This window comes from Streptomyces sp. NPDC046900 (genome assembly GCF_040644975.1).
GTDB lineage: Bacteria > Actinomycetota > Actinomycetes > Streptomycetales > Streptomycetaceae > Streptomyces.
In genome coordinates this window covers 141,408-164,235 of sequence record NZ_JBEYXD010000014.1, presented here as the reverse complement: position 1 = coordinate 164,235, position 22,828 = coordinate 141,408, and the positions used below count along the sequence as shown (strand labels likewise).

Below are 22,828 nucleotides of genomic sequence, written 5' to 3'. Positions count from 1 at the left end.
GGCGGCGCCTGAGCAGTGCCATACAGGGCGTAGGGCACAGATGACGCAGCAGCTGACTGTGCCCCCCCCCGTGCCCGATCGCACGGGAAACCACGGGGAACCACGGTGACGAGCGGGCATCTCGCAACGGCACGGCCCCTGACCGTTTCGCCTGGTCAGGGGCCGTCCACCTGCGCGGTGGGTGTGGGATTTGAACCCACGGTGGCTCGCGCCACGACGGTTTTCAAGATTGCTTGCCTTCAGGGTTCACGAGACGGCCACCCGGGTGTCCTTGGTCTGCGCCGCGCCCAGCGTCATTAACGACTGCGCCGGAGGCGCGGCGAGTGGCGCGCCAGATCAGCGGCGCTCCCACCGCCGCGGGCAGTAGCCAGTAGGCCGGAGTCGGGAGCCGGTCCCACAGGGGTAGTTGGTGCCCGTTGTCGACGTAGAACGCGGTGAGCATCGCGACGTAGGAGCCACCCATGCCAATGATGTGCGCCCGGTCGCCGGACCAGTGCCGACGGCGGGCCAGGCGCCCGACGTATGCCGCCGCGAAAGCCGCCGCGCCGATCAGGAACAGGTGGTAGTCCTCCCGCAGCCGCATTGCTGCCAGTGCCGTGGCGGAGGCGAAGACCACACAGATCGCCCAAAAGTACACCCCGCCGAACCGCGTGTGCCGTCCCCGACTCTTACGTCGCACCAACGCCGCCCCCGCCCCGGCGATCACAGCCGCCAAGGCCGCCAGCACGTGCACCGCCAAGAACGCGAGGAAGACCGGCGAGGTCTCCGGCACGTGGATACCCAGCACGTCCACCTCAGACCCCCTATATGTAGTGAGGCTACTCATCGGGCCACGCTACTCGTGGTTGCCTGGCGTGAGAAGCCCCCGACGAGTAGCGTCACTACGCATGAGGGCAGAAGTACTCAAGGGCCACTTGGACGGACTGCTGCTGGCCACGTTGGAGGACGGACCCCGCCACGGCTACGCGGTCATGGAGGCATTGCGGGAGGGCTCGGGTGGCCGCATCGACCTGCCCACCGGCACCATCTATCCGGCGCTGCGTCGCCTGGAGCAATCGGGGCTGATCGCGGGCACTTGGGACACCGAGGGACCCCGGCCCCGCCGCACCTATGCCCTCACCCCAGCAGGCCGCACCGCCTTGAGCGGAGAGCGATCGGGCTGGCAGGAGTTCTCCACCCTCATGACGACACTCCTGGAAGGTCGGCCATGGCCACGCCCCGCCTGATCGACGCCTACCTCGACACCCTACGCAGCCAGCTGCCCGCCGACATCGTCGCCGAACTGGCCGATGGCCTCACCGAGACCTATGACCATCACCGCGACCGGGGCCTCGAAGCCGAAGCCGCAGCAAGGGCGGCCATCTCCGAATTCGGCACCCCCGAGCAGCTCACCGCCGCGTTCGCCCGCGGGACCCCCGGACGGCAACTCACCCGCCACCTGCTGACCACCGGACCCCTGGTCGGCGCCTGCTGGGCCACTGCCCTGGTCACCACCCATGCCTGGCAGACCATGCCCACAGCCGCCCACGTGGCCCTCCCACTGGCCCTGCTCCCCGTCATCGGCCTGCTGACCGTCGCGTGACGCGGCCCCTACCGAGGCATCAGAGCCGCCGCGCTCACCGCCGGCACCGGCGTGATCCTCCTCGACTCCACCGCGCTGGCCTTACTCGCCCTGCTCTCACCGACCCTGACTTGGCCCCTGATGCTCGCCGCCACCGCCAGCTTCTGTCGGATCGCCCTCACTTTGCGCGCACTGCCGCACCTGCGGACAGCGACCTGACTGACCTGATCTGCTGCCGTGCACCCAGAGTACGGACAGGACGTGGTCTCAGTTTTGGTCTCATTCATCGGTGGCCGTAGCCGTTCACGGACGTACGAGCCTGCCGACTGGAGTGCCGTGGTGAACGAGGGTGGACAAGGCCGAACGCTGTCCTGACCAACAGGAACAGAACTCGAAAGCGAGTGCGTCACCCGCCTAGCCCGCGGTCCCGGTGGTGGGCCGGACTGCCTGGCGACACCAGGAAACACTGAGCGCGTGAGACCGGCGCGCTCCTGCGTGATCAAGGTCATGCTGCGCTTGACAAGTGTGACCGAACGCGGGACGCGGCGGGTCTAGGGCGCCACGATCAACCGTGCCCGCTGCGTGCCCGAAGAGGCGGGGAACCACGGGGAGCGGCGGATAGCCGCAGGGGTCAGAAAAGAGACCGGCCTCTGACCAAACTTGCTGGTCAGGGGCCGGTACTCCCGAGTGTGGCGGCGCCAGGATTCGAACCTGGGAAGGCTGAGCCGGCAGATTTACAGCGGGCTCCGCCCGCCTGCCGTGACCTGCGGGTTTCCTAGACCCTAATGCTGTTGGGGGATGCCTGGGGGAATCGGTTGATCGCAAGCGCGGCTGCGGACTCGTGCGAGCGCGTGCCCGCAACATCGCCGGGCGGACGGCCCACTCTCGCTCGACCGTGTGTCGACTGGGGCGGCCGATTTCCACGCTCACCAACCGACTCCGTGCTGTTTCGCATAGCTGAGTCAGAAGCCCGGGCGCTTAGAAGACGCTCTGCGGGTTGAGTCCCGTCCACTTACTGACCTGCAGCTCCTCCTCAACTGAGGAAGCCTGCAACCGGATTTCAACAGCATTCGTCAGGTACTCGATGTCCCGGAGAAGCGCGTTACCGCGACCGTCTAGCGGATTGAAATCGAACTCCTAAAGCGGATGTCGCAGGTTCGAATCCTGTCGGGGGCACCACGGCAAAGGCCCCGGACCGATCATGGTCCGGGGCGAACGATCTGCCGCCGAGCCTGCCACGCCTTCGCATCCTGGAGACCTGGTTGGCCTACACCCTCGCCCGGGTTCGGCAGTAGATCGCCGACGCTGAACGTCGAGAGCAGGAACGGCACACGGACCCGCAGTGCTCCTGGTGCGATGCGGCAGACGACAGGGGCAGGCAGGAGAACCGACTCGCCGTCGATGCCGGCCGGGACCATGGCCGCATCCCCTCGACAACGACTTCCGGCGCGGTGAGCCGGGTGACGCCCGACGAGGGGGGGCCGCACAGCAGGCCGGCCGCCTGGGCGGAGTTGTCCACGCGTATGCACAGGACGCCCAACTCTCCGGAGTCGAGTCGCTCCCGGCGGCCGGGGTGCACCGAGTCGACGGCGCGCCGGTACGGGTTGTTGCTGACGAGCAGTGCCTGCAGACCGTCGGCGCGGGTGTGCCCGGCCCGCATCCGCAGCCTCGGCGCGGCGGGGCCGCTGAGCAGGCCGGGCAGCGCCTGCAGGGTCGTGCGGAGTTTGTCGTCCCGGTAGGCCGGGTCGCCGACCACGGCCGCAAACGTGCCGAAGGAGGCGTTGTTGACGAACACCCGGTCGGCCGCGTATCCGAGGTCGACGCGGATCTCGACGCCGTCGGCGAGCGCCTCCAGGGCGGTGGCCGGGTCGTTGCGGTCGAGACCGAGGTCGAGGGCGAAGTGGTTGCGCGTACCGGCCGGGACGACCCGCTCGACAGCCTCCTGGGAGGCCCGGGCCGGCTCGAGCGCGAGCAGCGGCCCGAGCCGCTGGATCACCCGGCACACGGTCGCGGGCGAGACACCGAATAGTGGAGCGTGCTGCCGCATGGTGAGGTTCGTGCGGTAGTACGCGGCCACCAGCAGCACGCATTCGGCCAGCGGCAGCCGCCACGGCCGCCCCACCCGCACCCTTCCCACCACGCTCCCGGACCGCTTTGAGTAGCCGACCGAACTGATCGCCCCGTAAGCCGGTGAACGTCTCCACCCACAGCCGCTCAGCCCTCAACACCCCACCCATATACGAGAGATGCCTTGATCACGGCCTTCTGCAACACCCTTTAGTACGCGCTCTCCATCGCTTGACCGGATCAGACAGCCCCCGGCCCGGAACTCATCGCTGCCGGGCGGAAAAGTTCCGGGATTTCCTCCCCGGCCTGTCTGCGCCACCTGCACTGCCGCCCGGCGCCCGCACCTGCTTGGCTGTCAGCAATACCGAAAGTGCCCCCAGCCTGCGAGATCGAGGCCTTTCGGTCTCCTTGTTCCCGCAGGCCGGAGGCGCTTTCGGTGTCGGGCTCTGCTGGGGAGGGCAACCCCCGGGCCCGTGTGCAGGGGACGGCACAGGCCAGCACGGCCTCCCGGGCCCCCGCAGGGCCGGTTTCCGGGATCAGGCCGCCTTGAGCTGCTTCGCGCGGTGTCCGAGGTACAGGACGATCAGACCGCACAGCGCGGTGGGGACCGCGAGGATCATGAACAGCTGCTCGTGGCGCATGCCGCCGGCCAGCATGCCTCCGACGATCATCGGGCCGACGATTCCGCCGACGCGGCCGATGCCCAGCGCCCAGCCGACACCGGTGGAGCGTACTTCTTCGGGATAGAAGGCCGCAGCGAGTGCGATGACGCTCTTCTGGCCGCCGCTGACGGCGCAGCCGACCAGGAAGATCGCCGCCAGGACCATCCAGACCGGCGAGCCCAGCACCAGGCCCATGAGGACCAGGAAGCCGCAGCCGACGAAGTAGAGCGTGCCCAGGGAGCCGTAGGCGCCGAGCCGGTCCATCGCGGGCCCGATCACGAAGGCGATCACGATGCCGCCGATGGTCGTCATGGACGCGGCGGTCGCCAGGGTGCCGGCGGAGTAGCCGCGCTCGGCAAGGATGGTCGGCATCCAGCTCTGCAGGCCGTAGAACATCGCCAGGTTGATCGCGAAGACGACCCACAGCAGGACCGTGCCGAGCAGCTGGCGGCCGGAGAGCAGCTCGGTGACCTTGACCCGCTTGCCAAGGTCGGCGCTTTCCGCCTCGACCTGCGCCTTGTCCGTCTCCGGCAGCGTCCGGTCGATCCGGCGGCACAGAGCGTACGCCTTGGCGTTTTCCCCGCGGCGCAGCAGGTAGGAGATCGACTCGGGCAGCTGCCAGACCAGTACGAGGAGCAGGGCCAGGGGCAGCACGGCGCCGGCGACGAAGACCGAGCGCCAGCCGTGGGCGGGGATGAGCCAGTCGGCGGCGTAGTTGGCGACCACGAACCCGAGTGAGAAACCGCAGTAGATCGCCAGAACCAGGCTCGCCCGCAGCCGCTTGGGGCTGTACTCGGCGGTGAGCGCGATGGTGCTCGGGGTAGCCGCGCCGAGGCCTATTCCGGTGATCACCCGCATGATCATGAGCTGGTCGGGACTCTGCACCCACACCGAGACCAGCGTCGAGAGCGAGAAGACCGCAACTCCCGCCACGACCAGCCGCTTGTGGCCGAACTTGTCGGAGAGCGGGGCCAGCAGCAGGTAGCCGATCATCAGGCCGACCAGTGCGGCTGAGAAGATCGTGGACATGGTGCCCTTGGACACACCCCAGTCCTGGGTGATGGCCGGGGCCATGTAGTTGATCGCCTGGGTGTCGAACCCGTCGAGCAGCATGACCAGCCCGCACAGCAGCACGGTACGCAGCTGGAAACCGCCCAGGCGGCGCCCGTCGATGAAGCCGGGAAGCTTAAGCGGCCCCCGCAGGCCGGATACGGCGGCGGACGGGGATGAAGTGGTTTCGAACATAATGTGCTCCACATGAAGAAGGGTTACTCGACGCCGGCGAGGGCTCCCACGGCCGAGACGAACGCATCGGAGTGGAACCGGTCGGGAGCCACATCGCGCTCGCGCGCCAGCTCCTCGGCGGCAGTTCGGGTCATTGCTTCGCTGCCACAGGCGTAGATGTGGTGGCTGCTCAGGTCGGGATAGTTCGCGATCGCGGCTGCTTGTACCCAACCGGTGGCACCTTCCCAGCCGGTGTGCGGCCGGGAGAGCACGGGGGTGAACCGGAACCATGGGTAGCGCCGGGTCCAGGCTTGGAGGGTGGTGCGGGCGTAGAGATCCTCGATGGTGCGGGCGCCCCAGTACAGGTGGACCGGGCGGGTCAGGCGCCGGGCGATGTGGTCGAGGATGATCGACCGCATGGGTGCGAACCCGGTGCCGGTGGCGAGCAGGAGGAGGGGCCCCTCGCCGTCCTCGACGAAGAACTCGCCGAAGGGCGCCTCGATCTCCACGGTGTCGTGGAACTCCAGCTGCTGCAGGATCCGGGCTGAGAACACGCCGTTGGGTTCGTGCCGGACATGCAGCTGGGCGAGGTCGTTGTGCTGGGGCGCATTGGCCAGCGAGTACGACCGGGTATCGCCGTCGTCGAGGATGACGTTGAGGAACTGGCCGGCCTGGAAGGGCGTCCGCCGGCCGATCGGGTAGCGCAGGTCGAGAACAGTGACGCCGGGGGCGACCTGGCGGCGCCGGTACACCGTCGTGGTCAGCCGCTTGCGCACGGGCGGGGTCCGTGCCGCGATCAGGCGCGGCGCGATCTCGATATCGCCCGTCGGCCGCGCCCGGCAGAGCCGGACCTCGGCCGGGCCGCAGACGGAACCGCTGCCTGGCATGTCCAGCGGGCCTGCGGTCACCGAGCCGAGGCAGGTGTCGCACACGCCCTTGCGGCAGGAGTACGGAATCGCCCAGCCGGCCGTCTCGGCGGCGTCCAGGACGTTCTGCCCCGGCTCGCAGCCGAAGGTGATATCAGAGTCGCGGACACTGATGGTGAAGGTCATCTCAGCCCTCCTGAACGGTCGGATCGAGCAGCCGGAGAGCTGCGAGAACGGCGCCCGGGTCGGCACTGCCCTGCCCGGCGATGTCGAAGGCGGGACCGTGGCCCACGCTGGAGAACGGCGCACCGGCACCGATGGTGACCGCGGCCGCGGTACGTCCGGCCAGGACCTTGACCGGGATGTGCCCCTGATCGTGGTACATCGCCAGGTACGCGTCATGGTCGCGGGCGCCGCCGAGCAGGATGTCGGCTCCGATCGGGCCCTCGGCGGTGACGCCGCGCTCGCGGAGAGCGGCCACCGCAGGCTCGGTGACCAGCTTGTCGTCGTCGCCGAACAGGCCGTCCTCACCGGCGTGCGGATTGATCCCGAAGACGCCGATCCGGGGATCGGCGATGCCGGCTGCCCGCAGCGCCCGGTGCAGCGCCAGCCCGGCGTCGGTGACCAGCTCGGGAGTGAGCCGCGCCAGCGCGTGGGGCAATCGCTCGTGCAGTGTGACGTGCGCGATCCGCAGACCGCCGCCGACCAGCATCAGGAAGACCTTGTCGAGCGGGGTGCCGGTGAGTTCCGCGATCAGCGGCGGGTAGCCGGCGAAGGCAATCCCGGCCCGGTGGACGGCGGTCTCCGAGTGCGGGCAGGCGACGACACCGGCGTAACTGCCGTCCATCGCCAGCCGTACCGCTGCGGCGGCGTACGTGAGGGTGGCGGCGCCCGCGGGCGCGGTGACCTGACCAACCGCCAGGTCACCGGGGGCCAGGGCGCCGACGTCGACCAGGTCGCACACGCCGCGCTCGGCGGCCGCACCCGGATGCGCCGCGCGCAGCGCGAGCCCCGCGCGCTCGGCATACGGTTCGAGTACATGACGGTCGCCCACCACGACGGGCGCCCGGTCACCGAGCTCGGCGACCGCCGCGAGCGCGATCTCCGGCCCGATCCCGTTCGGATCGCCGGTGGTGAGCAGCAGCCGGGGCGTCCCGGTCACAGCGGCAGCACCAGTAGTGTGTCGGTACGGGAGCTGTCGCAGACCACGATCCGCTTCTTGATCAGGGCCCTGCCGTCCTCGAAGACGTACTCGTCGAGGTAGCGGCCGCTGGCGAACACATCGGTCGGCCCGTTCCCGGTGATGCGGATGACCAGGAACGAGGTCTCGCTGGTCGCGCCGGCCTCGCTCTCCTCCAGTACCGCAGGCTGGCCGAGCATGTGCCGGTAGGCGTGCGGCTCGTAGATGTTGGCCTCCTTCAGCGCGGAGACCCGGTCTTTGAGCATCGCCTTGTTGTTCGCCCAGATGATCCCGGCCGGCAGCCCGCGCCGGTGGTTGTCCGCCGTGGTGACCTTGTAGAAGGCGTCGTCGGCGAAGAACTCCGGCCAGTCCTCGATCGGACCGTCGTCGATGGCGCGGACATAGTGCCCCTGGGCCCGGCTGATCAGGTTGTGTGCATCCATCAGGCCTGCGCTCCCTTGCCCGCGCCGACGGCGAAGCCCATGGCCTGGCGGTAGACCTTCCAAAAGCCGCGGATCGAAGCCTCGGTGACCCGGCTCTCGCTGGAGACCGCCTGGTCACCGCCCATCTGGACGGTCGCGAACTCCTTGCTCGCCCCGGCGATGCCACGCTGCACGAAGCCGCCGATGGCGCCGTCCTCCATGGAGACATATCCGGCCGGACCGACCAGGTTGGACTGCTTGAGGCGGATCAGCTGCTGCTCCTCGGTGTCGTCCTCGAAGCCGAGGTAGGTCCAGTGGAGGTCGGTGGAGTCGACCCCGGTCGGCAGTACCTGGCGTACGGCGACGGAGTTCTGGATCTGCTGGAGTACGAAGCCGGGCGAGACCGAGAGGATCTGCAGCGTGATGTCGTCCCCGACCTCGCTGAAGCTGTCGACCAGCGACGGGTCTTCGAGCTGGTACTCGGAGTCGGAGCGGATCTTCTGGTCCTTGTAGTGCTCCCCGGCCTCCGCCTCTCGGTTGATGGCCGACCAGCTCACGTGGTGGCCGCCGTTCTCCGAGACGATGATGCCGCCCTTCTGGTTCAGCTTGTTGAGCCCGAAGGTGGTGAAGAACAGGTGCAGGATGCTGGCGTGGTAGGAGTCCTTGACGTTCTCCATGTACAGCTTCCAGTTGTTCGGCAGGCTCTGGGTGAACCGGCCCAGCACGACCGGCTTGCGGCCGCCGAGGACCCGCTCGATCCGGTCGAGGACCTCCTGGCCGAGGTACTCCTCGATCTCCGGCACGTCGTTGTCCAGGCTGCCGAAGACCAGGCCGTGCACATTGGCCAGCCGCAGCCGCCGCGGGCTGTGGGCGGCCTTGCAGAACTCCGGCGACATGCCGCCCTTGCCGTTGATGCCTTCTTCGAAGGCGACACCGGTGAGGTCGCCCTGCAGGTTGTACGTCCAGGCGTGGTAGACGCAGGTGAAGTCCTTGGTGTGGCCGTAGTGCTCCATGGCGATCAGCGAGCCGCGGTGGGCGCACCGGTTCTCGAAGGCGTAGATCTGGCCGTCGTGGTCGCGGGTCACGAGCACCGGCTGCTCGCCGATGAAGGTGGCGCAGAAGTCACCCGGTTCGGCCAGCTCGGCCTCGAGGCAGAGGTAGTTCCACATCGGGCCGTGGAAGATCCGCTCCTGCTCGGCCCGGTAGACGTCCTCGTCCTGGAAGACCCAGTACGGCACCTCGGTCAGGGACTCGGGCCAACTGCGCTCCACGATCCCGGCCGGCGCCGGAGCGCCCTCCCCCGTGTTCCGTGCGCTCATGCGTACACCTCCAGCAGTGCTTGACAGCTCTCGTTCGCTATGCGAACATATGCTTGTTTTCCGAACACCTCGCCAGTAGATTTGCCAGCAGTCACATCTGTCAAGAGGGAGGCCGCATGGCCGTCGAAGGAATGGCAGGGCTCGCCAAGGGACTGGCGGTCCTCGAGGCATTCGGGAACGGCGCCCCCCGACTGACCATCAGCGATGCGTCCCGCGCCACCGGCCTGAGCCGGGCAACGGCACGCCGCTGCCTGAACACGCTCACCGAGCTCGGCTACGTCACCTTCGACGGGAAGTTCTTCGCGCCCACTCCCCGCGTACTGCGCATCGGCGCCACCTATGTCGAGTCCGCCGCGCTTCCCCAACTCGCCCAGCCGCACCTCGCCGCCATCCGCGACGCAACCGACGAGTCCGCCTCAATGGCCGTGCGCTACGAAAACGACTCACTGTTCATCGCGCGCAGCGAAGGCACCCGGATCATCAACACCGGCATACGTGTCGGCGCCCGACTCCCCCTCTACGCCTCCTCCACCGGACAGGTCCTGCTCGGCGCCCTGGACGCAACCGAGTTGGCCGACTACCTCGCCGCCGCTCCGTTTCCCGCACGCACCCCGGAGACCCCCACCACGGCCACCGCAGTCGAAGACCGCGTCCGGGCCGCCCGCGCCGCAGGCATGGCGATCAACTCCGAGGAACTCGACCTCGGGCTGCTCTCCATCGCCGTACCGGTCCACGATCCGGCCGGCCAGCTGGTCGCCGCCATCTCGGTCAGCGCCCCGAGCTCCCGCTTCACCGTCGATGAACTCCGCGACCGGGTTGCTCCGGTGATGCAGCAGCACGCGGCAGCGCTCGGCCGGCAGTTGTAAGAGACGGGATCCGGTCAACCTAAGAGTCTCGTCCCGCATCGCACCGAGGATCTTGGCGGCCTCATCCTCGCGGGCCTCGACGGCACGGGCGTAGTGCCGTGTCGTCACGCTGGCGTTGGAGGTCGCTGTGCTCGGTACTCTCGGCGCATGACGGTTGAAGCCCACGACCCCAGGCCCAAGAAGGTGCAGATCGCTGGCGCCTTGCGCGAAGAGATCGCAGCGCTGCCGGCGGGGCACCGACTTGCGTCGCTGCGCGAGCTGGCCGACCGGTTCAAAGTCACCACAGTGACGGCGGGCAACGCGCTCAAGGTGCTCGCGGATGAGGGCGTGATCGTCTCGGTTCCGACCCGGGGGTACTTCGTGCAGTCCCCGCCGAGCGCTGGCGAAGCCGGACAGGAGGCCGGCGGGCCGGTTAACCGAGATGAGATCAACGCCATCCACTCCGAGATTCAGCAACTTGCCGCTCGAGTAGCCGAGTTGGAGAAGCGCGCCCAGTCCCCGAGCAGTGCCTGACTGTTGATCCACCATGCGTGGCGAGCCGTGGAGGCACTAGGGACAGGCCTGGTGTCACCGGGGGACAGCCTTGATGCCAACCCCCTGTCACCCCCGTGTCACCAGCTCTCTGAATGCCAGACTCGAAGGCAGGCACCCGACGGGAGGGCAGCACATGAGTGACGAACGGCCAGCATGGGCACGACGGCTCTCCTCGGAGCGCGAGGCCCGGCAGTGGTCACAGGCCGAAGTGGTGGCCGCGCTGCGGGCGCACGCACCGAAGCCCCTGCCCGAAGGCTCCAGCATGGTCCGGCAGTGGAAGCGCTGGGAGTCTGGTGAGGTCATGCCGAGCGACTTCTACAAACCGATCATCGCCGCCACCTTCGGCACCGTCACCCACGCGATCTTCCCTGTAGCCGGGCAGCGAGACGGAAATGCCGAGATCGTTGCCGTCAGCGGCATGGAAACGCTCGACATCATCAGCAGGTTGCAGGCGTCCGACGTCGGCAACGCCACTCTGGACGCACTCCGCATCACGGCCGATCGGCTCTGCTCCGAGTACGCCCATCTGCCAGGCACCCAGCTGGCTGCCGAGGGTAGGCAATGACTCAAGCGAGTTGCCGGACTCCAGTCCCAGCGGCTCACGCTCGCGCAGCACCGCGAAGTCCTCACCCTGTCCGGGTGGCTCGCGCTCCTGATCGGCTGCGTCGAGTACGACATGGGCGACCGGGGCGCAGCCGAGAGCACGCGCAAGGCAGCCCTGTCTTTAGCGGATGAGTCCGGTAACGCAGAGATCGCCGGTTGGGCTCACGAGATGCGCGCCTGGTTCGCCCTGACGACGGGCGACTACCGCGGAATCCTCGCCGCCTCGCAGGCCGGCACGGAAGCGGCTCGCACGCATGGCGTAGCCGCACAACTCGCCGCCCAGGAAGCGAAGGGATGGGCACGGCTGGGAGACCGCCGACAGACCGAGGTGGCACGACCGAGGACGCAAACTCCTCGAAGGGATGCCGTATCCCGAAAACCTCGATCACCACTTCGTCGTGGACCCGGCCAAGTTCGACTTCTACGCCATGGACTGCTACCGGCTGCTCGGAGAGGACCGGTTCGCCGAGAACCTCGCCCACGAGGTCATCCGGGCAGGCACCGACTTCGACGGATCCGAGCGATCGCCGATGCGGATGGCCGAGGCGAGGATCACCCTCGGTGTAGTCGCTGCACGACAGGGCGACTTGGACCAGGCGGTGAACTACGGCGAGTGGGCCTTGAAGGGCGACCGGCAGTCCCTGCCGTCCCTGCTCATGGTCAGCCGCGAGCTTGCAGCCATCGTCAACCGAGACTTCGCCGCCGAGCCCACAGGCCACGAGTACCTCGATCACCTGACCGCACTGAGCCGCGCAAGCTAGAGCGCGTTACGGGTTCCTCTAGGGCCGCCACGTCCCCGAGGCGCTGCAGCCCTGACCGAACGGAGCGCCATCGGCTGAGGTGTGCCGAGCAACCCAGTTGACGGAAAATGTCTCGGGACGTACCAGGCGATCAGGATCCGCAGAAGGACAATGGCAACACTCATAGAAGACGTACGCGCCTCAGCCGAGTGGATAGCCAAGGCGCTCACGCAATCCCGCTACCGTGCCGACTTCACCATGGGCAGCCTCCGTGAAGTGGAACGCTTCTTTGAAGAGCACAGCACAGACGGAGTCCCCGCGGCCGGCGGTCAACTTACCCAAGACACCGAACAGCGCCTCTTCGCACTGGGCGCGTACGTCGGCGAAACACTCCGACGCGAACTCGGAGGGATTTGGCAGGTCGATGATGACGACCCTTACGGCGAGATAAATGTCCGGCTGCGCCTGAACAGCGGCGACATCATCTGGCCTGTCCAGCGTGTCATCAAACGCTTCCGAAACGGCACCGAAGACAGCATCACCGCATACGCCGCACTCCTCGGAACATCACTCGGTACCGAGGGCACCGCCCAGCCAGCCGAAGCCCCCCGGCGACACTGGTTCCGCCAGCGTTGACGAACCGCTCAGCGATGAGGCTGGTGAAACCGTCTCCCATCAGGCCACCAAGATCAGCACGGCTCTTGCCTCTGCCCCGTCTCGGGTGAGGCCTGACGCCTTCCCCAGACGATCTTTCGCTGCAGCAGCTGTTACGGGTTTCTCTACCTCATCAGGCCCCGGCTGCGCTCCGCTCCGCCGGGCGCGCTTCCCGGCTCCGCTCCGCGCGACGCTCCTGCCTCCGGCCCGCTCCGCCCGCGCTGCGCCGACGCGCGCCCACATGTGGATAGGGCCGGAGGCCATGAGTCGAGCACCGCAGAGAGCGGCCACGGTCAAAACGAGCCTCCGGCGGGGGCGCTCAGGCTCCGAGATGGACGGGGCGCCGTACGCGAGTGCCGGCCGGACAGTGGCGAACGCGGGGAGCTCCCATCCCGCCTGCCATCGACCCAGGCAGAGCCGAGCAGACGCGGCCCCTGGCGTCCAGGTCGTTCGTACAGTGGCGCGCTCCACCTGGACGCCAGGAACCACGCCCGCTCCACGGTGTGTGGGTCGACGGCGTACGGGATGGGAGCTGGGGTGAGTGGTGGGTACGGGAGATAGCCTCAGCACCTGGTCTCAAGAGTCGCCGGCGCCGTCCGGTCCGTCTGCGGACACGAGTATGGGCCGGTCAAACGTAGGGGCGGAGTGGATGAGCGCAAGTGGGGAGCGCGAGCGCTGGGAGCTGCTGGCCGGAAGCGGCGTGGGGCCGCTGCGGTACGGGATGTCTCCGGCAGAGGTCGCCGAGGCACTGCTGGTCTCCGAGCCGGAGGCACGGGTTGGCGGCCCGTACGGGCAGGAAGACTTCCCGGGCGGCGTGATGGCGTTTTACGACGTGGGCAAGCTTGCATGCGTTGCGCTGGATGCCGTCGCCGGTCCGCAGGTCTTCCTGGCAGACTTCCCGCTGGCAGGCAGCGATCCGGCGCAGGGTCACCAGTTCCTCCTGGACCACGCCGCCGAGCACGCGAACTGGGTGCTCTTTCCCCCTGACGCATCGCTCTCCTTGACAGATCTCGGAATCCTCCTGCGTGAGCAGCGGGTCGGGGAAGCGCTCCTCACGCGCCCGCTCTTCGTGAAGGAGGAGTGGTTGGAGTCGGAGTACTACCGCGACCACCTGCCGTTGGAAGGTGTCCCAGGTTGAGCGCTCGACGGCGCAGGAGGGCTAAAAGCGACTGAGAGCCACACGTGCCCCCTGCGTGCCCGATGAGGGGGTTCCTCACGGGGAACAGCGGGGAGTCACGGCAGCCAGCACAGAAACGCGCAGGTCAACGTCTCGCCAGGTCACCGCACATCCGCATACGCGATCTTCCAAACTAGTGCTCCAAGCCCCAGGCAGTGGCGCTTGACTGGGTGATTGAAACTCCAGGCCAAAGTCGCTCCGCCGACCTCACGAGCACCCTTCCGGCGCCGAGTCGGCCGTGCGATGATCCACCCTCGCGGCCACGGAGCCGTACAAGTCACAGGGGTCGCCACATGTTGGTTGCGGACAGGTCTGTCGTTGGTCTTGGGGTCGTGTTGATCACGCTGACCGTTCTCGTGGTCCGGATGTCGCCTCGCAAAAACGTTCGTGCCGAGTGGAGGCGAACTCGCTTTGGCGCGCTCCCGGCACTGCTCGGTAGTTCGATGATCTTGAATCACTTGCCGAGGCTTCTCGGTGCACCCCACGTCGTAGTGATGTTCTTCGACACCGTCGCTGTCGTGCCAGTGATCATCGGGTGCATTCTGGTGGTCTTGCCCCTCAGGCGCTCTCCCTGATCAACGGCCTTCGCCCGGCGACATTGACTCCTGCCATGTCTCCGGGCCGTCTGTGGGCCGTGCGAGGCGAGTCAACGTTGACAGACGACGACAGCCGACGACCGGGTCGGCGCAGATGAGAGAGCCGCCGTCGAGAAGGAACCGACGCGAGAGACTGACCGCACCACTTCCAGAAGAACTGATCGAGCGTGCCATGCGCCCGTGACTCGATCATTGGAACTCCGACCCGAGGCCGCTGCGCCACCCGCGACGCCGTGCGGCTGAAGGTCACCGGGGAATTAGCTGCCCGGCTTCGGTGAGGACGAGCGTGAGGCGACCCAGCCACTCGCCGCCGTCTGGGTACTCCCAGTTGTCAGCATCTGCTAGCAAGGCAGGAAGGTCATGTCGCGGGATGGAAGGACCAAGCTGGAGTCCCAACCCGCCATCGGGAGCGGTCCAGGGAACGAGCCGGGAGACTTCGATCCAGCCTCTGCCAATGAGCGGCAGAAGGATTGCGGCAAGATCGGTGGGACTGGCGGATGCCAGCGGCTCTTCCAGGTCTCCCCGAACGCCGGGCAAGATGTCGATCTCCGTCGCATTGATCATGAATGCGCGCTCTGCTGACGACAGTTCGCCTGTCGCGGGATAGCTCACCGGGAAATCATCGCAGCTCCGGGCAGGACCGCCACCCGCGTGATCAAGGTCACGGCACCGTGCCATAAGCGTGCCAGAACGAGGGGGGAACAGCGGGGAACGACGGATACTGGGCTCAGATGGAAACGAGAACGACCCCCGACCAAACTTGCTGGTCAGGGGCCGATTCCCACTAACGTGGCGGCGCCAGGATTCGAACCTGGGAAGGCTGAGCCGGCAGATTTACAGTCTGCTCCCTTTGGCCGCTCGGGCACACCGCCAAGGATTGCTGCTTCGGAGCCGTTTTTCGCGGTGGCCCCTGGCAACGACGTAAACGATACCTGATGCACAGGGGTGCTTCGCCACCCGATAGATCGGCGCTCTGAGGGGGGTGGGTGGCTAGGCTTAGCCGGATGCGGCCCGGATCGATGCCGGGCCAGGCGGCCGCGCTCCCGCACGCCTGCACGTACCCCGATCCATCCCGATACAAGGAGCCACAGGACATGGCCGACTCCAGTTTCGACATCGTCTCGAAGGTCGAGCGGCAGGAGGTCGACAACGCCCTCAACCAGGCCGCCAAGGAGATCTCGCAGCGCTACGACTTCAAGAACGTCGGCGCCTCGATCTCCTGGTCCGGCGACAAGATCCTGATGCAGGCCAACTCCGAGGACCGGGTGAACGCCATCCTCGACGTCTTCCAGTCGAAGCTGGTCAAGCGCGGGGTCTCCCTGAAGTCCCTGGACGCCGGCGAACCGCAGCTTTCGGGCAAGGAGTACAAGATCTTCGCGTCGATCGAGGAGGGCATCTCCCAGGACAACGCGAAGAAGGTGGCGAAGATCATCCGCGACGAGGGCCCGAAGGGCATCAAGGCGCAGGTGCAGGGCGAAGAGCTGCGCGTCAGCTCGAAGAGCCGCGATGACCTCCAGGCCGTGATCGCCCTCCTGAAGGGCAAGGACTTCGACTTCGCTCTGCAGTTCGTGAACTACAGGTAGGTCGTCCGTCGGCCAGTACGGACGGTACGAGATATGAGAAGGGTGGGCGCCCGGACGGGCGCCCACCCTTCTCTGCTGCCGACTGCGAGGTGGGGCGGCGCTCAGCGGCGTGAGTCACCGAACAGAAGACGGTAGATGATCAGCAGCACCAGCGAGCCGCCGATCGCGGCCGCCCAGGTGGCGCCGTCGTAGAACTGCTTGGTGATCGGGTGGTGCAGCCAGCGCGCGGAGATCCAGCCGCCGATGAAGGCACCCGCGACGCCGATGAGAGTGGTGCCGATGAAGCCGCCGGGGTCCTTGCCCGGCAGCAGGAACTTGGCGATGGCCCCTGCCAACAGCCCCAGAATGATCCAGCTGACAATGCCCATGCCCTGAACCCTGCCTTCCCGCGCTGCGCCTGTGCTGTGCTCCTGCTCCGGCCAGGCTGTGTTCATGCGTTGCGCTGCTCGTCCTGTTGTCGGTCTCGCTCGATCTTGCGTTCGCGCGGGCCCGTCGTCGGGGAGGACGCCTCGCCGAGTCCGCCGGTTGCAGGCATCAGTATGGTTCGCCCCATGACACAGTCCAGGGCGCAGCAGCCCGGTGGCGTGGGGTTGCGCCGGACCCTCGGGGTGGGGGACGCCGTGGTCATCGGGCTCGGTTCGATGATCGGCGCCGGGATCTTCGCAGCCCTGGCTCCGGCGGCGGACGTGGCCGGGTCCGCACTACTGATCGGGCTGGCCGTGGCCGCCGTGGTCGCCTATTGCAACGCGACGTCCTCCGCCCGGCTGGCCGCCCTCTATCCCGCCTCCGGCGGCACCTATGTCTACGGACGCGAGCGGCTCGGTGCTTTCTGGGGGTATCTGGCCGGCTGGTCGTTCGTCGTCGGGAAAACCGCTTCCTGCGCGGCGATGGCACTCACCGTGGGTGCGTACGTCTGGCCTGGACAGGCGCACGCCGTGGCCGTGGCGGCCGTCGTCGCGCTGACCGCCGTGAACTACGGCGGCATGCAGAAGTCGGCCCTGTTGACGCGTGTGATCGTCGCGGTGGTCCTGGCGGTCCTCGCTTGCGTGGTCGTCGTGTGTCTCGGTTCCGGGGCTGCCGATGCCGCACGGCTGGATGTCGGCCGCTCCGGTGGTGCCGGTGGCTTGCTGCAGGCCGCCGGGCTGCTGTTCTTCGCGTTCGCCGGATACGCGCGAATCGCCACCCTCGGCGAGGAGGTGCGGGAGCCGGCGCGCACCATCCCGCGAGCCATCCCGCTCGCCCTGGGCATCACCCTCGTGGTGTACGCGGCGGTGGCTGTCTCCGTCCTTTCCGTGCTCGGCGCGGATCGACTCGGGCATGCGGCGGCACCGCTGGCGGACGCTGTGCGGGCAGCGGGTGTACCCGCTCTCGCGCCGGCGGTGCGGGTGGGCGCCGCGGTGGCCGCGCTGGGCTCGCTGCTGGCGCTCATCCTGGGTGTCTCGCGGACGACGCTGGCCATGGCGCGCGACCGGCACCTGCCGGGCGCGCTGGCGGCCGTGCATCCGCGCTTCCAGGTGCCGCACCGGGCGGAGTTGGCCATCGGTGCCGTGGTGGCCGCGCTCGCCGCGACGGTGGACGTGCGGGGCGCGATCGGTTTCTCCTCCTTCGGGGTGCTGGTGTACTACGCCATCGCCAACGCCTCTGCCTGGACGCTCAATTCGTCGCCGGCTTCGCGTATCGCACCCGTCGTCGGGCTGCTGGGGTGCCTCACACTGGCGTTCGCACTGCCCGGCGTATCGGTGGTCGTGGGCGCGGGTGTGGTGTGCCTGGGGGCGCTGGTGTACGGCGTACGACGCTGGGTGGCCGCGCGCTAGCCACCAGCCGGGGTTTCAGTGCACTGCCGCTGTCGCGCCGACGGTCAGCTGTGAAGCCCGCGACGCTATGGCTGTACGTATCGTCAAGTCGGGCCTCCACGGCTGGTCCGTGCCGTCTGTGAACTTCTCGATGGGCGCGGGGAGCAAAAGCCGGCCCTGCGTGCGGGAGTCGCGGGCCCGTTTCGCCCCCCTGTCCGGCAACTGCTCGGTCTCGGTCATGGGTTCATGATGCAGGGCGCGGCGTGACGGTGGGGCGGCCTGTGGATAACCCCGGTCTCAGCCGTCCGGGGCCGGGGGAAGTGGCCTTGCCCCGCCCGACCGGGCAGCCCTTGGCCACCCGGCCAACGATGCCTCAGCGGGGACGCCGAGGCAGTTCCGCCCTGGACCCGGGCGGGCCATCGGCCCGCCGGTCAGCGCGGCGCGAAGGGCTCGTCGGTGCGCACGATCTCCCGGCCCAGGGGGAGCAGCGAGACCGGGATGAGCTTGAAGTTGGCGATGCCGAACGGGATTCCGATGATCGTGAGGCACAGAGCGATGCCCGTGACGATGTGGGCGAGGGCAAGCCACCAGCCCGCCAGGATCAGCCACAGCACGTTGCCGATGCAGGAAGGGGCTCCCGCGTCGCGGCGCTCGACCGTCGTATAGCCGAAGGGCCACAGCGCGTACACGCCGATACGGAAGGCCGCGATGCCGAACGGGATGCCGATGATGGTGATGCAGAGCAGCACGCCCGCCAGCAGGTATCCGAGGAACAGCCAGAAGCCGCTCAGTACGAGCCAGATGACGTTCAGGATTGTCCTCATCGGCGACGACCTGCCATCTGCTCGAGCCGGGCGATGCGCTCCGCCATCGGTGGGTGTGTGGAGAACATCTTTGCGAGTCCCTGGCCCGGACGGAAGGGATTCGCGATCATCATGTGGCTCGCTGTCTCGATGCGCGGCTCGGGCGGCAGCGGAAGCTGCTTGGTGCCCACCTCCAGCTTGCGCAGGGCACTGGCCAGGGCGAGGGGGTCGCCGGTCAGCTGGGCGCCGGAGGCGTCCGCCTCGTACTCCCTGGAGCGGCTGATGGCCAACTGGATGAGGGTCGCGGCGAGCGGACCCAGGATCATGATCAGCAGCAGTCCGAGAATGCCCGGGCCGTCGTCGTCGTCCGAACGACCGACCGGGATCAGCCAGGCGAAGTTCACCAAAAACATGATCACCGAGGCGAGGGCGCCGGCGACCGACGAGATCAGGATGTCGCGGTTGTAGACGTGGCTCAGCTCGTGCCCGATGACGCCGCGCAGTTCGCGCTCGTCGAGGAGACGGAGGATGCCGTCGGTGCAGCACACGGCTGCGTTGCGCGGGTTGCGGCCGGTCGCGAAGGCGTTGGGGGCTTCCGTCGGTGAGATGTAGAGGCGGGGCATGGGCTGGCGGGCCTGGTTGGAGAGCTCGCGGACCATGCGGTACAGCGCGGGGGCCTCGAACTCGCTCACCGGGCGCGCGCGCATCGCGCGTAGAGCCAGCTTGTCGCTGTTCCAGTACGCGTAGGCGTTCGTGCCGATGGCGATGAGGAGCGCGACGATCAGGCCCGTACGGCCGAAGAAGCTGCCGATGACGATGATGATTGCGGACAGTCCCCCGAGGAGTACTGCCGTCCTGAGCCCGTTGTGCCGGCGGTGCACGGTACGCCCTCCAAGTGGTGCGGCAGGGGAACCCTTTTGTCTGCGGATGCTGTTGACTCCACTTCTCAGTGGACCCTCCTGCACTGGTCAACGCCAGGCGGACAGCTCAAGTTCCCTTGTGCGTGCAGCGGCACACGTAGGCCGCCCGGGTGACGATCACGGCTCCTTGCACGCGCGCCTACGTGACGCCGTGCGGCACATGCGTGGTTTGCGTTCCTCGTCAGAAGAGGACCGTGGCCGAGAAACGCAGCACCAGCTCAGGGGCTCCCGAAAGGACGACGCCCACGACGGCGGTCAGGCCGATGGCGGCCGAGAGCGGGGCCGGGACCCGGTGCTTCTCGGGCTCCCCCTCGGGGGCGCGGAAGAGCAGGGCCGTCCACTGGAGGTAGTAGAAGAGCGCGATCACCACGTTCACGGCCATGACCACGGCGAGCCAGCCCAGCCCCGCGTCGACAGCCGCGGAGAAGACGGTGACCTTCGCGAACAGGCCGATGATGCCTGGCGGGAGCCCGGCCAGGCAGAGCAGGAAGAAGGCCAGAAGGAGCGCGGTCAGAGGGTTCGAGGCGTACAGGCCGCGGTAGTCGGTGAGGCGATTGAGTGTCCTTGTACGGCCCACGAGGGCGGCGACGGCGAACGCACCCAGGTTCACCACCGCGTACATCAGGGCGTAGGCCACGGTGGAGCCGATCGGCTTCTGGGCGTCCTTGGCGTAGGCGGCCGCTGCGATCGGCACCAGGAGGTAGCCGGCCTGGCCGACGGAGGACCAGGCGAGCAGGCGTACTGCGCTGTACGCGCGCGTGGCCTGCTGCCGGAGGGCGCCGACGTTGCCGACGGTCATGGTGAGGGCCGCCAGGACGGCGAGGACCGGGCCCCAGACGTCGGAGTACGAGGGGAGAGCCACGACAGTGATGAGGATGATGCCGGAGAAGCCGACCGCCTTGCCGACGACCGACAGGTAGGCGGCGACCGGCAGGGGCGCACCCACGTAGGTGTCGGGCACCCAGAAGTGGAACGGCACGGCGGCCGTCTTGAAGGCGAAGCCGACCAGGGTCAGGACCACGCCCGTCTGGGCGATCGTGTGCAGTTGACCGTCGACGTGCTGGATGCGCTCGGCCACCTGGGTGAGGTAGAGGGTGCCCGTTGCTGCGTACACGAAGCTGATACCCATGAGGCTCACCGCGGTCGCGGTGACGGAGGACAGGAAGAACTTCAGGGCCGCTTCTGAGGACCTCTTGTCGCCGTACCGGATGCCGACCAGGGCGAATGCCGGCAGTGAGGCGACCTCCAGGGCGACGATGAGGGTCGCGAGGTCCCGTGAGGCGGGCAGCAGGGCGGCGCCGGCCGCCGAGGACAGCAGCAGGAACCAGAATTCCCCTTCGGGCAGCTGCCTCTTGGCGTCCTTCAGGGCGGTGACGGTCAGGAGAGCCGTGAGCAGCGCGCCGCCGAGCACGAGGAACTGGATGACCAGGGTGAAACGGTCCGCCGTGTAGCTGCACACATGGGGGTCGCCCGTCAGGCAGAAGGTGGCGCGGTCACCGTCCAGCAAAGGCAGCAGCATGAGCGCGGCGGCGGCGAGTCCGGCGACGGAGACCCAGCCGAGGAGTGCCTTCCGCTGCTCGCCCAGGAACAGGTCGGCGACGAGGACGACGAGCGCGACGACGGCCGCGATGGTCGGCGGGGCGACCGCCAGCCAGTCGACGGACTGGACGAGGGAGCTCATCGGGTGCCTCCTGCGAGGAGTTGCTGCACGGCCGGGTCCGTCAGGCCGAGAAGGGCCCTGGGCCACAGGCCCGCCACGACGGTGAGGGCGACGAGCGGTGTCCACGCCGCGAATTCGTAGGCGTGGACGTCGGCGAGCCTGGGGGCCCCCTCCGGTGCCGCGCCCATGCACACACGGCGTACCACGATGAGCATGTACGCGGCAGTGAGCAGCGTGCCGAACGCGGCGATCGCCATGAAGGTGAGGAAGGCAGGGCGGCTGAGGTCGGCGGCGGGCTTGAAAGCACCGAACATCGCCAGCATCTCGCCCCAGAACCCGGCCAGGCCGGGCAGGCCGAGCGAGGCGACGGCGCCGAAGGCCAGCAGCCCGCCGAGGCGGGGTGCCTTGCCGTAGAGGGCGGCGCCGGTCTCCTGGGCGAGGGTGTCGAGGTCGGTGCTGCCGGTGCGGTCTTTCAGCGCGCCCACCAGGAAGAAGAGGAGGCCGGTGATGAGGCCGTGGGCGATGTTGGCGAACAGCGCGCCGTTCACCCCGGTCGGGGTGGTCGTGGCGATGCCGAGCAGCACGAACCCCATGTGCCCGACGGAGGAGTAGGCGATGAGCCGCTTGAGATCGCCCTTCGCGCCCCGCTTGGCGAGAGCGAGGCAGGCCAGGGATCCGTAGATGATCCCGACGACGGCGAAGGCGGCGAGGTAGGGCGCGAAGGTGTGGAACCCCTGGGGTGCGATCGGCAGCAGGATGCGCACGAACCCGTACGTGCCCATCTTCAGCAGGACACCGGCCAGCAGGACCGAGCCGACGGTCGGGGCGGAGGTGTGGGCGTCGGGCAGCCAGCTGTGCAGCGGCCACATCGGCGCCTTCACGGCGAGTCCGATCCCGATCGCCAAAACGGCGATGACCTGCACGGATGCGGTGAGTGACCGGCCGTTGTCAGTGGCGAGTGCCACCATGTCGAACGTGCCCGCCTTGAGTCCGATGAGGAGCAGGCCGAGCAGCATCACGACGGAGCCGAGCAGCGTGAAGAGGATGAACCTCCAGGCGGCCCGGGTCCGTCCCTCGCCGCCCCAGCGGGCGATGAGGAAGTACATCGGGATGAGGACCATCTCGAACGCGAGGAAGAACAGCAGCAGGTCGAGGACGGCGAAGGTCGCGAGGGTGCCGGACTCGAGGACGAGCAGCAGGGCGACGAATGCCTTCGGGGACGGGCCCGAAGGCATCTTGAAGTAGGAGTACAGCGCGCAGAGGAAGGTCAGCAGCGCGGTCAGGACCAGAAGGGGGAGCGAGATGCCGTCGATGCCGAGGTGGATCCGTACGTCGAGTGCGGGGATCCAGCTGATGTCGGTCGTGGCCTGCATCTTCGACGGGTGGTCGTGGTCGAAGCCGAGCGCCAGGACGATCACCGCGATGAGGATGGCGCCGGTGACCGTCACGCCGTGCCTCAGCACAGCCTGTTCGGGCGACTTGCCCTTCAGCCCGGGCGGGGCCGGCAGAAGGGCGGCGAGCGCGCCGATGAGCGGCACGACGACGATGAATGCCAGAAGGAACTGCATCACGGACTCGCTGATATCGATCACGCCGGC

Annotated in this window: 23 protein-coding genes, 1 tRNA gene and 2 pseudogenes; 10 read left to right on the top strand and 16 right to left on the bottom strand. The window is 68.1% G+C overall.

Going from position 1 to position 22,828, the window contains the following annotated elements:
• Positions 1–223: 223 nt before the first annotated feature.
• A complete protein-coding gene (locus ABZ904_RS17130; RefSeq protein WP_361823950.1) occupies positions 224–826 on the bottom strand; it encodes a hypothetical protein in 603 nt (200 codons plus the stop codon).
• Positions 827–887: 61 nt separating this feature from the next.
• On the opposite strand from ABZ904_RS17130, the gene ABZ904_RS17125 reads away from it, so the two are divergent.
• Positions 888–1,226 (top strand): helix-turn-helix transcriptional regulator, encoded by a 339-nt coding sequence (locus tag ABZ904_RS17125; protein WP_359411105.1) that lies wholly within the window; start codon positions 888–890, stop codon positions 1,224–1,226.
• Positions 1,208–1,582: a permease prefix domain 1-containing protein gene (locus tag ABZ904_RS17120; RefSeq protein WP_361823947.1), complete on the top strand. Its 375-nt coding sequence runs from the start codon at positions 1,208–1,210 to the stop codon at positions 1,580–1,582. Before ABZ904_RS17125 ends, ABZ904_RS17120 begins: the two co-directional genes overlap by 19 nt.
• Positions 1,583–2,760: 1,178 nt before the next feature.
• Here ABZ904_RS17120 and ABZ904_RS17115 read toward each other — a convergent pair.
• From ABZ904_RS17115 to ABZ904_RS17085, 7 genes and pseudogenes are all read right to left on the bottom strand, one after another.
• A pseudogene (locus ABZ904_RS17115) lies at positions 2,761–3,488 on the bottom strand (diacylglycerol kinase family protein); the annotation flags it as partial.
• Positions 3,489–3,518: 30 nt separating this feature from the next.
• Positions 3,519–3,798: pseudogene (locus ABZ904_RS17110) on the bottom strand (transposase family protein); the annotation flags it as partial.
• A gap of 366 nt (positions 3,799–4,164) precedes the next feature.
• Entirely contained in the window at positions 4,165–5,535 is a 1,371-nt protein-coding gene (locus ABZ904_RS17105) for an MFS transporter (protein ID WP_360990415.1), read from the bottom strand.
• Positions 5,536–5,558: 23 nt separating this feature from the next.
• Positions 5,559–6,566 carry a 2Fe-2S iron-sulfur cluster-binding protein gene (locus ABZ904_RS17100; protein WP_361823944.1) on the bottom strand — a complete coding sequence of 336 codons (1,008 nt, stop codon included), beginning with the start codon at positions 6,564–6,566 and terminating at the stop codon, positions 5,559–5,561.
• A gap of 1 nt (position 6,567) precedes the next feature.
• A complete protein-coding gene (locus ABZ904_RS17095) occupies positions 6,568–7,542 on the bottom strand; it encodes a 4-hydroxythreonine-4-phosphate dehydrogenase PdxA (RefSeq protein ID WP_361823941.1) in 975 nt (324 codons plus the stop codon).
• Positions 7,539–8,003 carry an aromatic-ring-hydroxylating dioxygenase subunit beta gene (locus ABZ904_RS17090; RefSeq protein WP_361823938.1) on the bottom strand — a complete coding sequence of 155 codons (465 nt, stop codon included), beginning with the start codon at positions 8,001–8,003 and terminating at the stop codon, positions 7,539–7,541. Before ABZ904_RS17090 ends, ABZ904_RS17095 begins: the two co-directional genes overlap by 4 nt.
• On the bottom strand, positions 8,003–9,301 hold the full coding sequence (locus ABZ904_RS17085; protein WP_361823936.1) for an aromatic ring-hydroxylating dioxygenase subunit alpha: 1,299 nt from the start codon (positions 9,299–9,301) through the stop codon (positions 8,003–8,005). Before ABZ904_RS17085 ends, ABZ904_RS17090 begins: the two co-directional genes overlap by 1 nt.
• A 116-nt stretch (positions 9,302–9,417) precedes the next feature.
• Between ABZ904_RS17085 and ABZ904_RS17080 the strand changes: the two genes are divergently transcribed.
• The 6 genes from ABZ904_RS17080 to ABZ904_RS17055 all read left to right on the top strand — a co-directional run bounded on the left by ABZ904_RS17080 (position 9,418) and on the right by ABZ904_RS17055 (position 13,836).
• Positions 9,418–10,167 (top strand): IclR family transcriptional regulator C-terminal domain-containing protein, encoded by a 750-nt coding sequence (locus ABZ904_RS17080; RefSeq protein ID WP_360990400.1) that lies wholly within the window; start codon positions 9,418–9,420, stop codon positions 10,165–10,167.
• Positions 10,168–10,314: 147 nt separating this feature from the next.
• Positions 10,315–10,680 carry a GntR family transcriptional regulator gene (locus tag ABZ904_RS17075; RefSeq protein ID WP_361823933.1) on the top strand — a complete coding sequence of 122 codons (366 nt, stop codon included), beginning with the start codon at positions 10,315–10,317 and terminating at the stop codon, positions 10,678–10,680.
• Between the two features lie 154 nt (positions 10,681–10,834).
• On the top strand, positions 10,835–11,266 hold the full coding sequence (locus tag ABZ904_RS17070) for a hypothetical protein (RefSeq protein WP_361823930.1): 432 nt from the start codon (positions 10,835–10,837) through the stop codon (positions 11,264–11,266).
• Positions 11,267–11,666: 400 nt separating this feature from the next.
• Positions 11,667–12,065 carry a hypothetical protein gene (locus ABZ904_RS17065; RefSeq protein ID WP_361823927.1) on the top strand — a complete coding sequence of 133 codons (399 nt, stop codon included), beginning with the start codon at positions 11,667–11,669 and terminating at the stop codon, positions 12,063–12,065.
• A 150-nt stretch (positions 12,066–12,215) separates the two neighbouring features.
• Positions 12,216–12,680 (top strand): hypothetical protein, encoded by a 465-nt coding sequence (locus tag ABZ904_RS17060; RefSeq protein WP_360990386.1) that lies wholly within the window; start codon positions 12,216–12,218, stop codon positions 12,678–12,680.
• Between the two features lie 667 nt (positions 12,681–13,347).
• Positions 13,348–13,836, top strand: coding sequence for a hypothetical protein (locus ABZ904_RS17055; RefSeq protein ID WP_361823924.1), 489 nt, complete (start codon positions 13,348–13,350; stop codon positions 13,834–13,836).
• Between the two features lie 881 nt (positions 13,837–14,717).
• Here ABZ904_RS17055 and ABZ904_RS17050 read toward each other — a convergent pair.
• Both ABZ904_RS17050 and ABZ904_RS17045 read right to left on the bottom strand, forming a co-directional pair.
• Entirely contained in the window at positions 14,718–15,083 is a 366-nt protein-coding gene (locus tag ABZ904_RS17050; protein WP_361823921.1) for a hypothetical protein, read from the bottom strand.
• 178 nt (positions 15,084–15,261) lie between these two features.
• Positions 15,262–15,343 (bottom strand) — tRNA-Tyr (locus ABZ904_RS17045).
• A gap of 222 nt (positions 15,344–15,565) precedes the next feature.
• On the opposite strand from ABZ904_RS17045, the gene ABZ904_RS17040 reads away from it, so the two are divergent.
• Entirely contained in the window at positions 15,566–16,054 is a 489-nt protein-coding gene (locus ABZ904_RS17040) for a YajQ family cyclic di-GMP-binding protein (protein ID WP_359411109.1), read from the top strand.
• 101 nt (positions 16,055–16,155) lie between these two features.
• Here the strand turns inward: ABZ904_RS17040 and ABZ904_RS17035 are convergent, their stop codons facing one another.
• Positions 16,156–16,422 carry a GlsB/YeaQ/YmgE family stress response membrane protein gene (locus ABZ904_RS17035; protein ID WP_359411111.1) on the bottom strand — a complete coding sequence of 89 codons (267 nt, stop codon included), beginning with the start codon at positions 16,420–16,422 and terminating at the stop codon, positions 16,156–16,158.
• A gap of 183 nt (positions 16,423–16,605) precedes the next feature.
• On the opposite strand from ABZ904_RS17035, the gene ABZ904_RS17030 reads away from it, so the two are divergent.
• Positions 16,606–17,868, top strand: coding sequence for an APC family permease (locus tag ABZ904_RS17030; protein ID WP_361823917.1), 1,263 nt, complete (start codon positions 16,606–16,608; stop codon positions 17,866–17,868).
• 15 nt (positions 17,869–17,883) lie between these two features.
• Here ABZ904_RS17030 and ABZ904_RS17025 read toward each other — a convergent pair whose 3' ends face one another.
• From ABZ904_RS17025 to ABZ904_RS17005, 5 genes are all read right to left on the bottom strand, one after another.
• Positions 17,884–18,087 (bottom strand): hypothetical protein, encoded by a 204-nt coding sequence (locus tag ABZ904_RS17025; RefSeq protein WP_361823914.1) that lies wholly within the window; start codon positions 18,085–18,087, stop codon positions 17,884–17,886.
• Positions 18,088–18,278: 191 nt separating this feature from the next.
• A complete protein-coding gene (locus ABZ904_RS17020) occupies positions 18,279–18,671 on the bottom strand; it encodes a YccF domain-containing protein (RefSeq protein WP_360990371.1) in 393 nt (130 codons plus the stop codon).
• The gene (htpX, locus tag ABZ904_RS17015; RefSeq protein ID WP_359395303.1) at positions 18,668–19,531 is read right to left on the bottom strand and encodes a zinc metalloprotease HtpX; all 864 of its coding nucleotides are present in this window, start codon (positions 19,529–19,531) and stop codon (positions 18,668–18,670) included. The genes ABZ904_RS17020 and htpX overlap by 4 nt, the downstream gene beginning before the upstream one ends.
• Positions 19,532–19,751: 220 nt before the next feature.
• Entirely contained in the window at positions 19,752–21,251 is a 1,500-nt protein-coding gene (locus tag ABZ904_RS17010) for an NADH-quinone oxidoreductase subunit N (protein ID WP_361823911.1), read from the bottom strand.
• Positions 21,248–22,822, bottom strand: coding sequence for an NADH-quinone oxidoreductase subunit M (locus ABZ904_RS17005; RefSeq protein WP_361823908.1), 1,575 nt, complete (start codon positions 22,820–22,822; stop codon positions 21,248–21,250). Before ABZ904_RS17005 ends, ABZ904_RS17010 begins: the two co-directional genes overlap by 4 nt.
• Positions 22,823–22,828 lie beyond the last annotated feature (6 nt).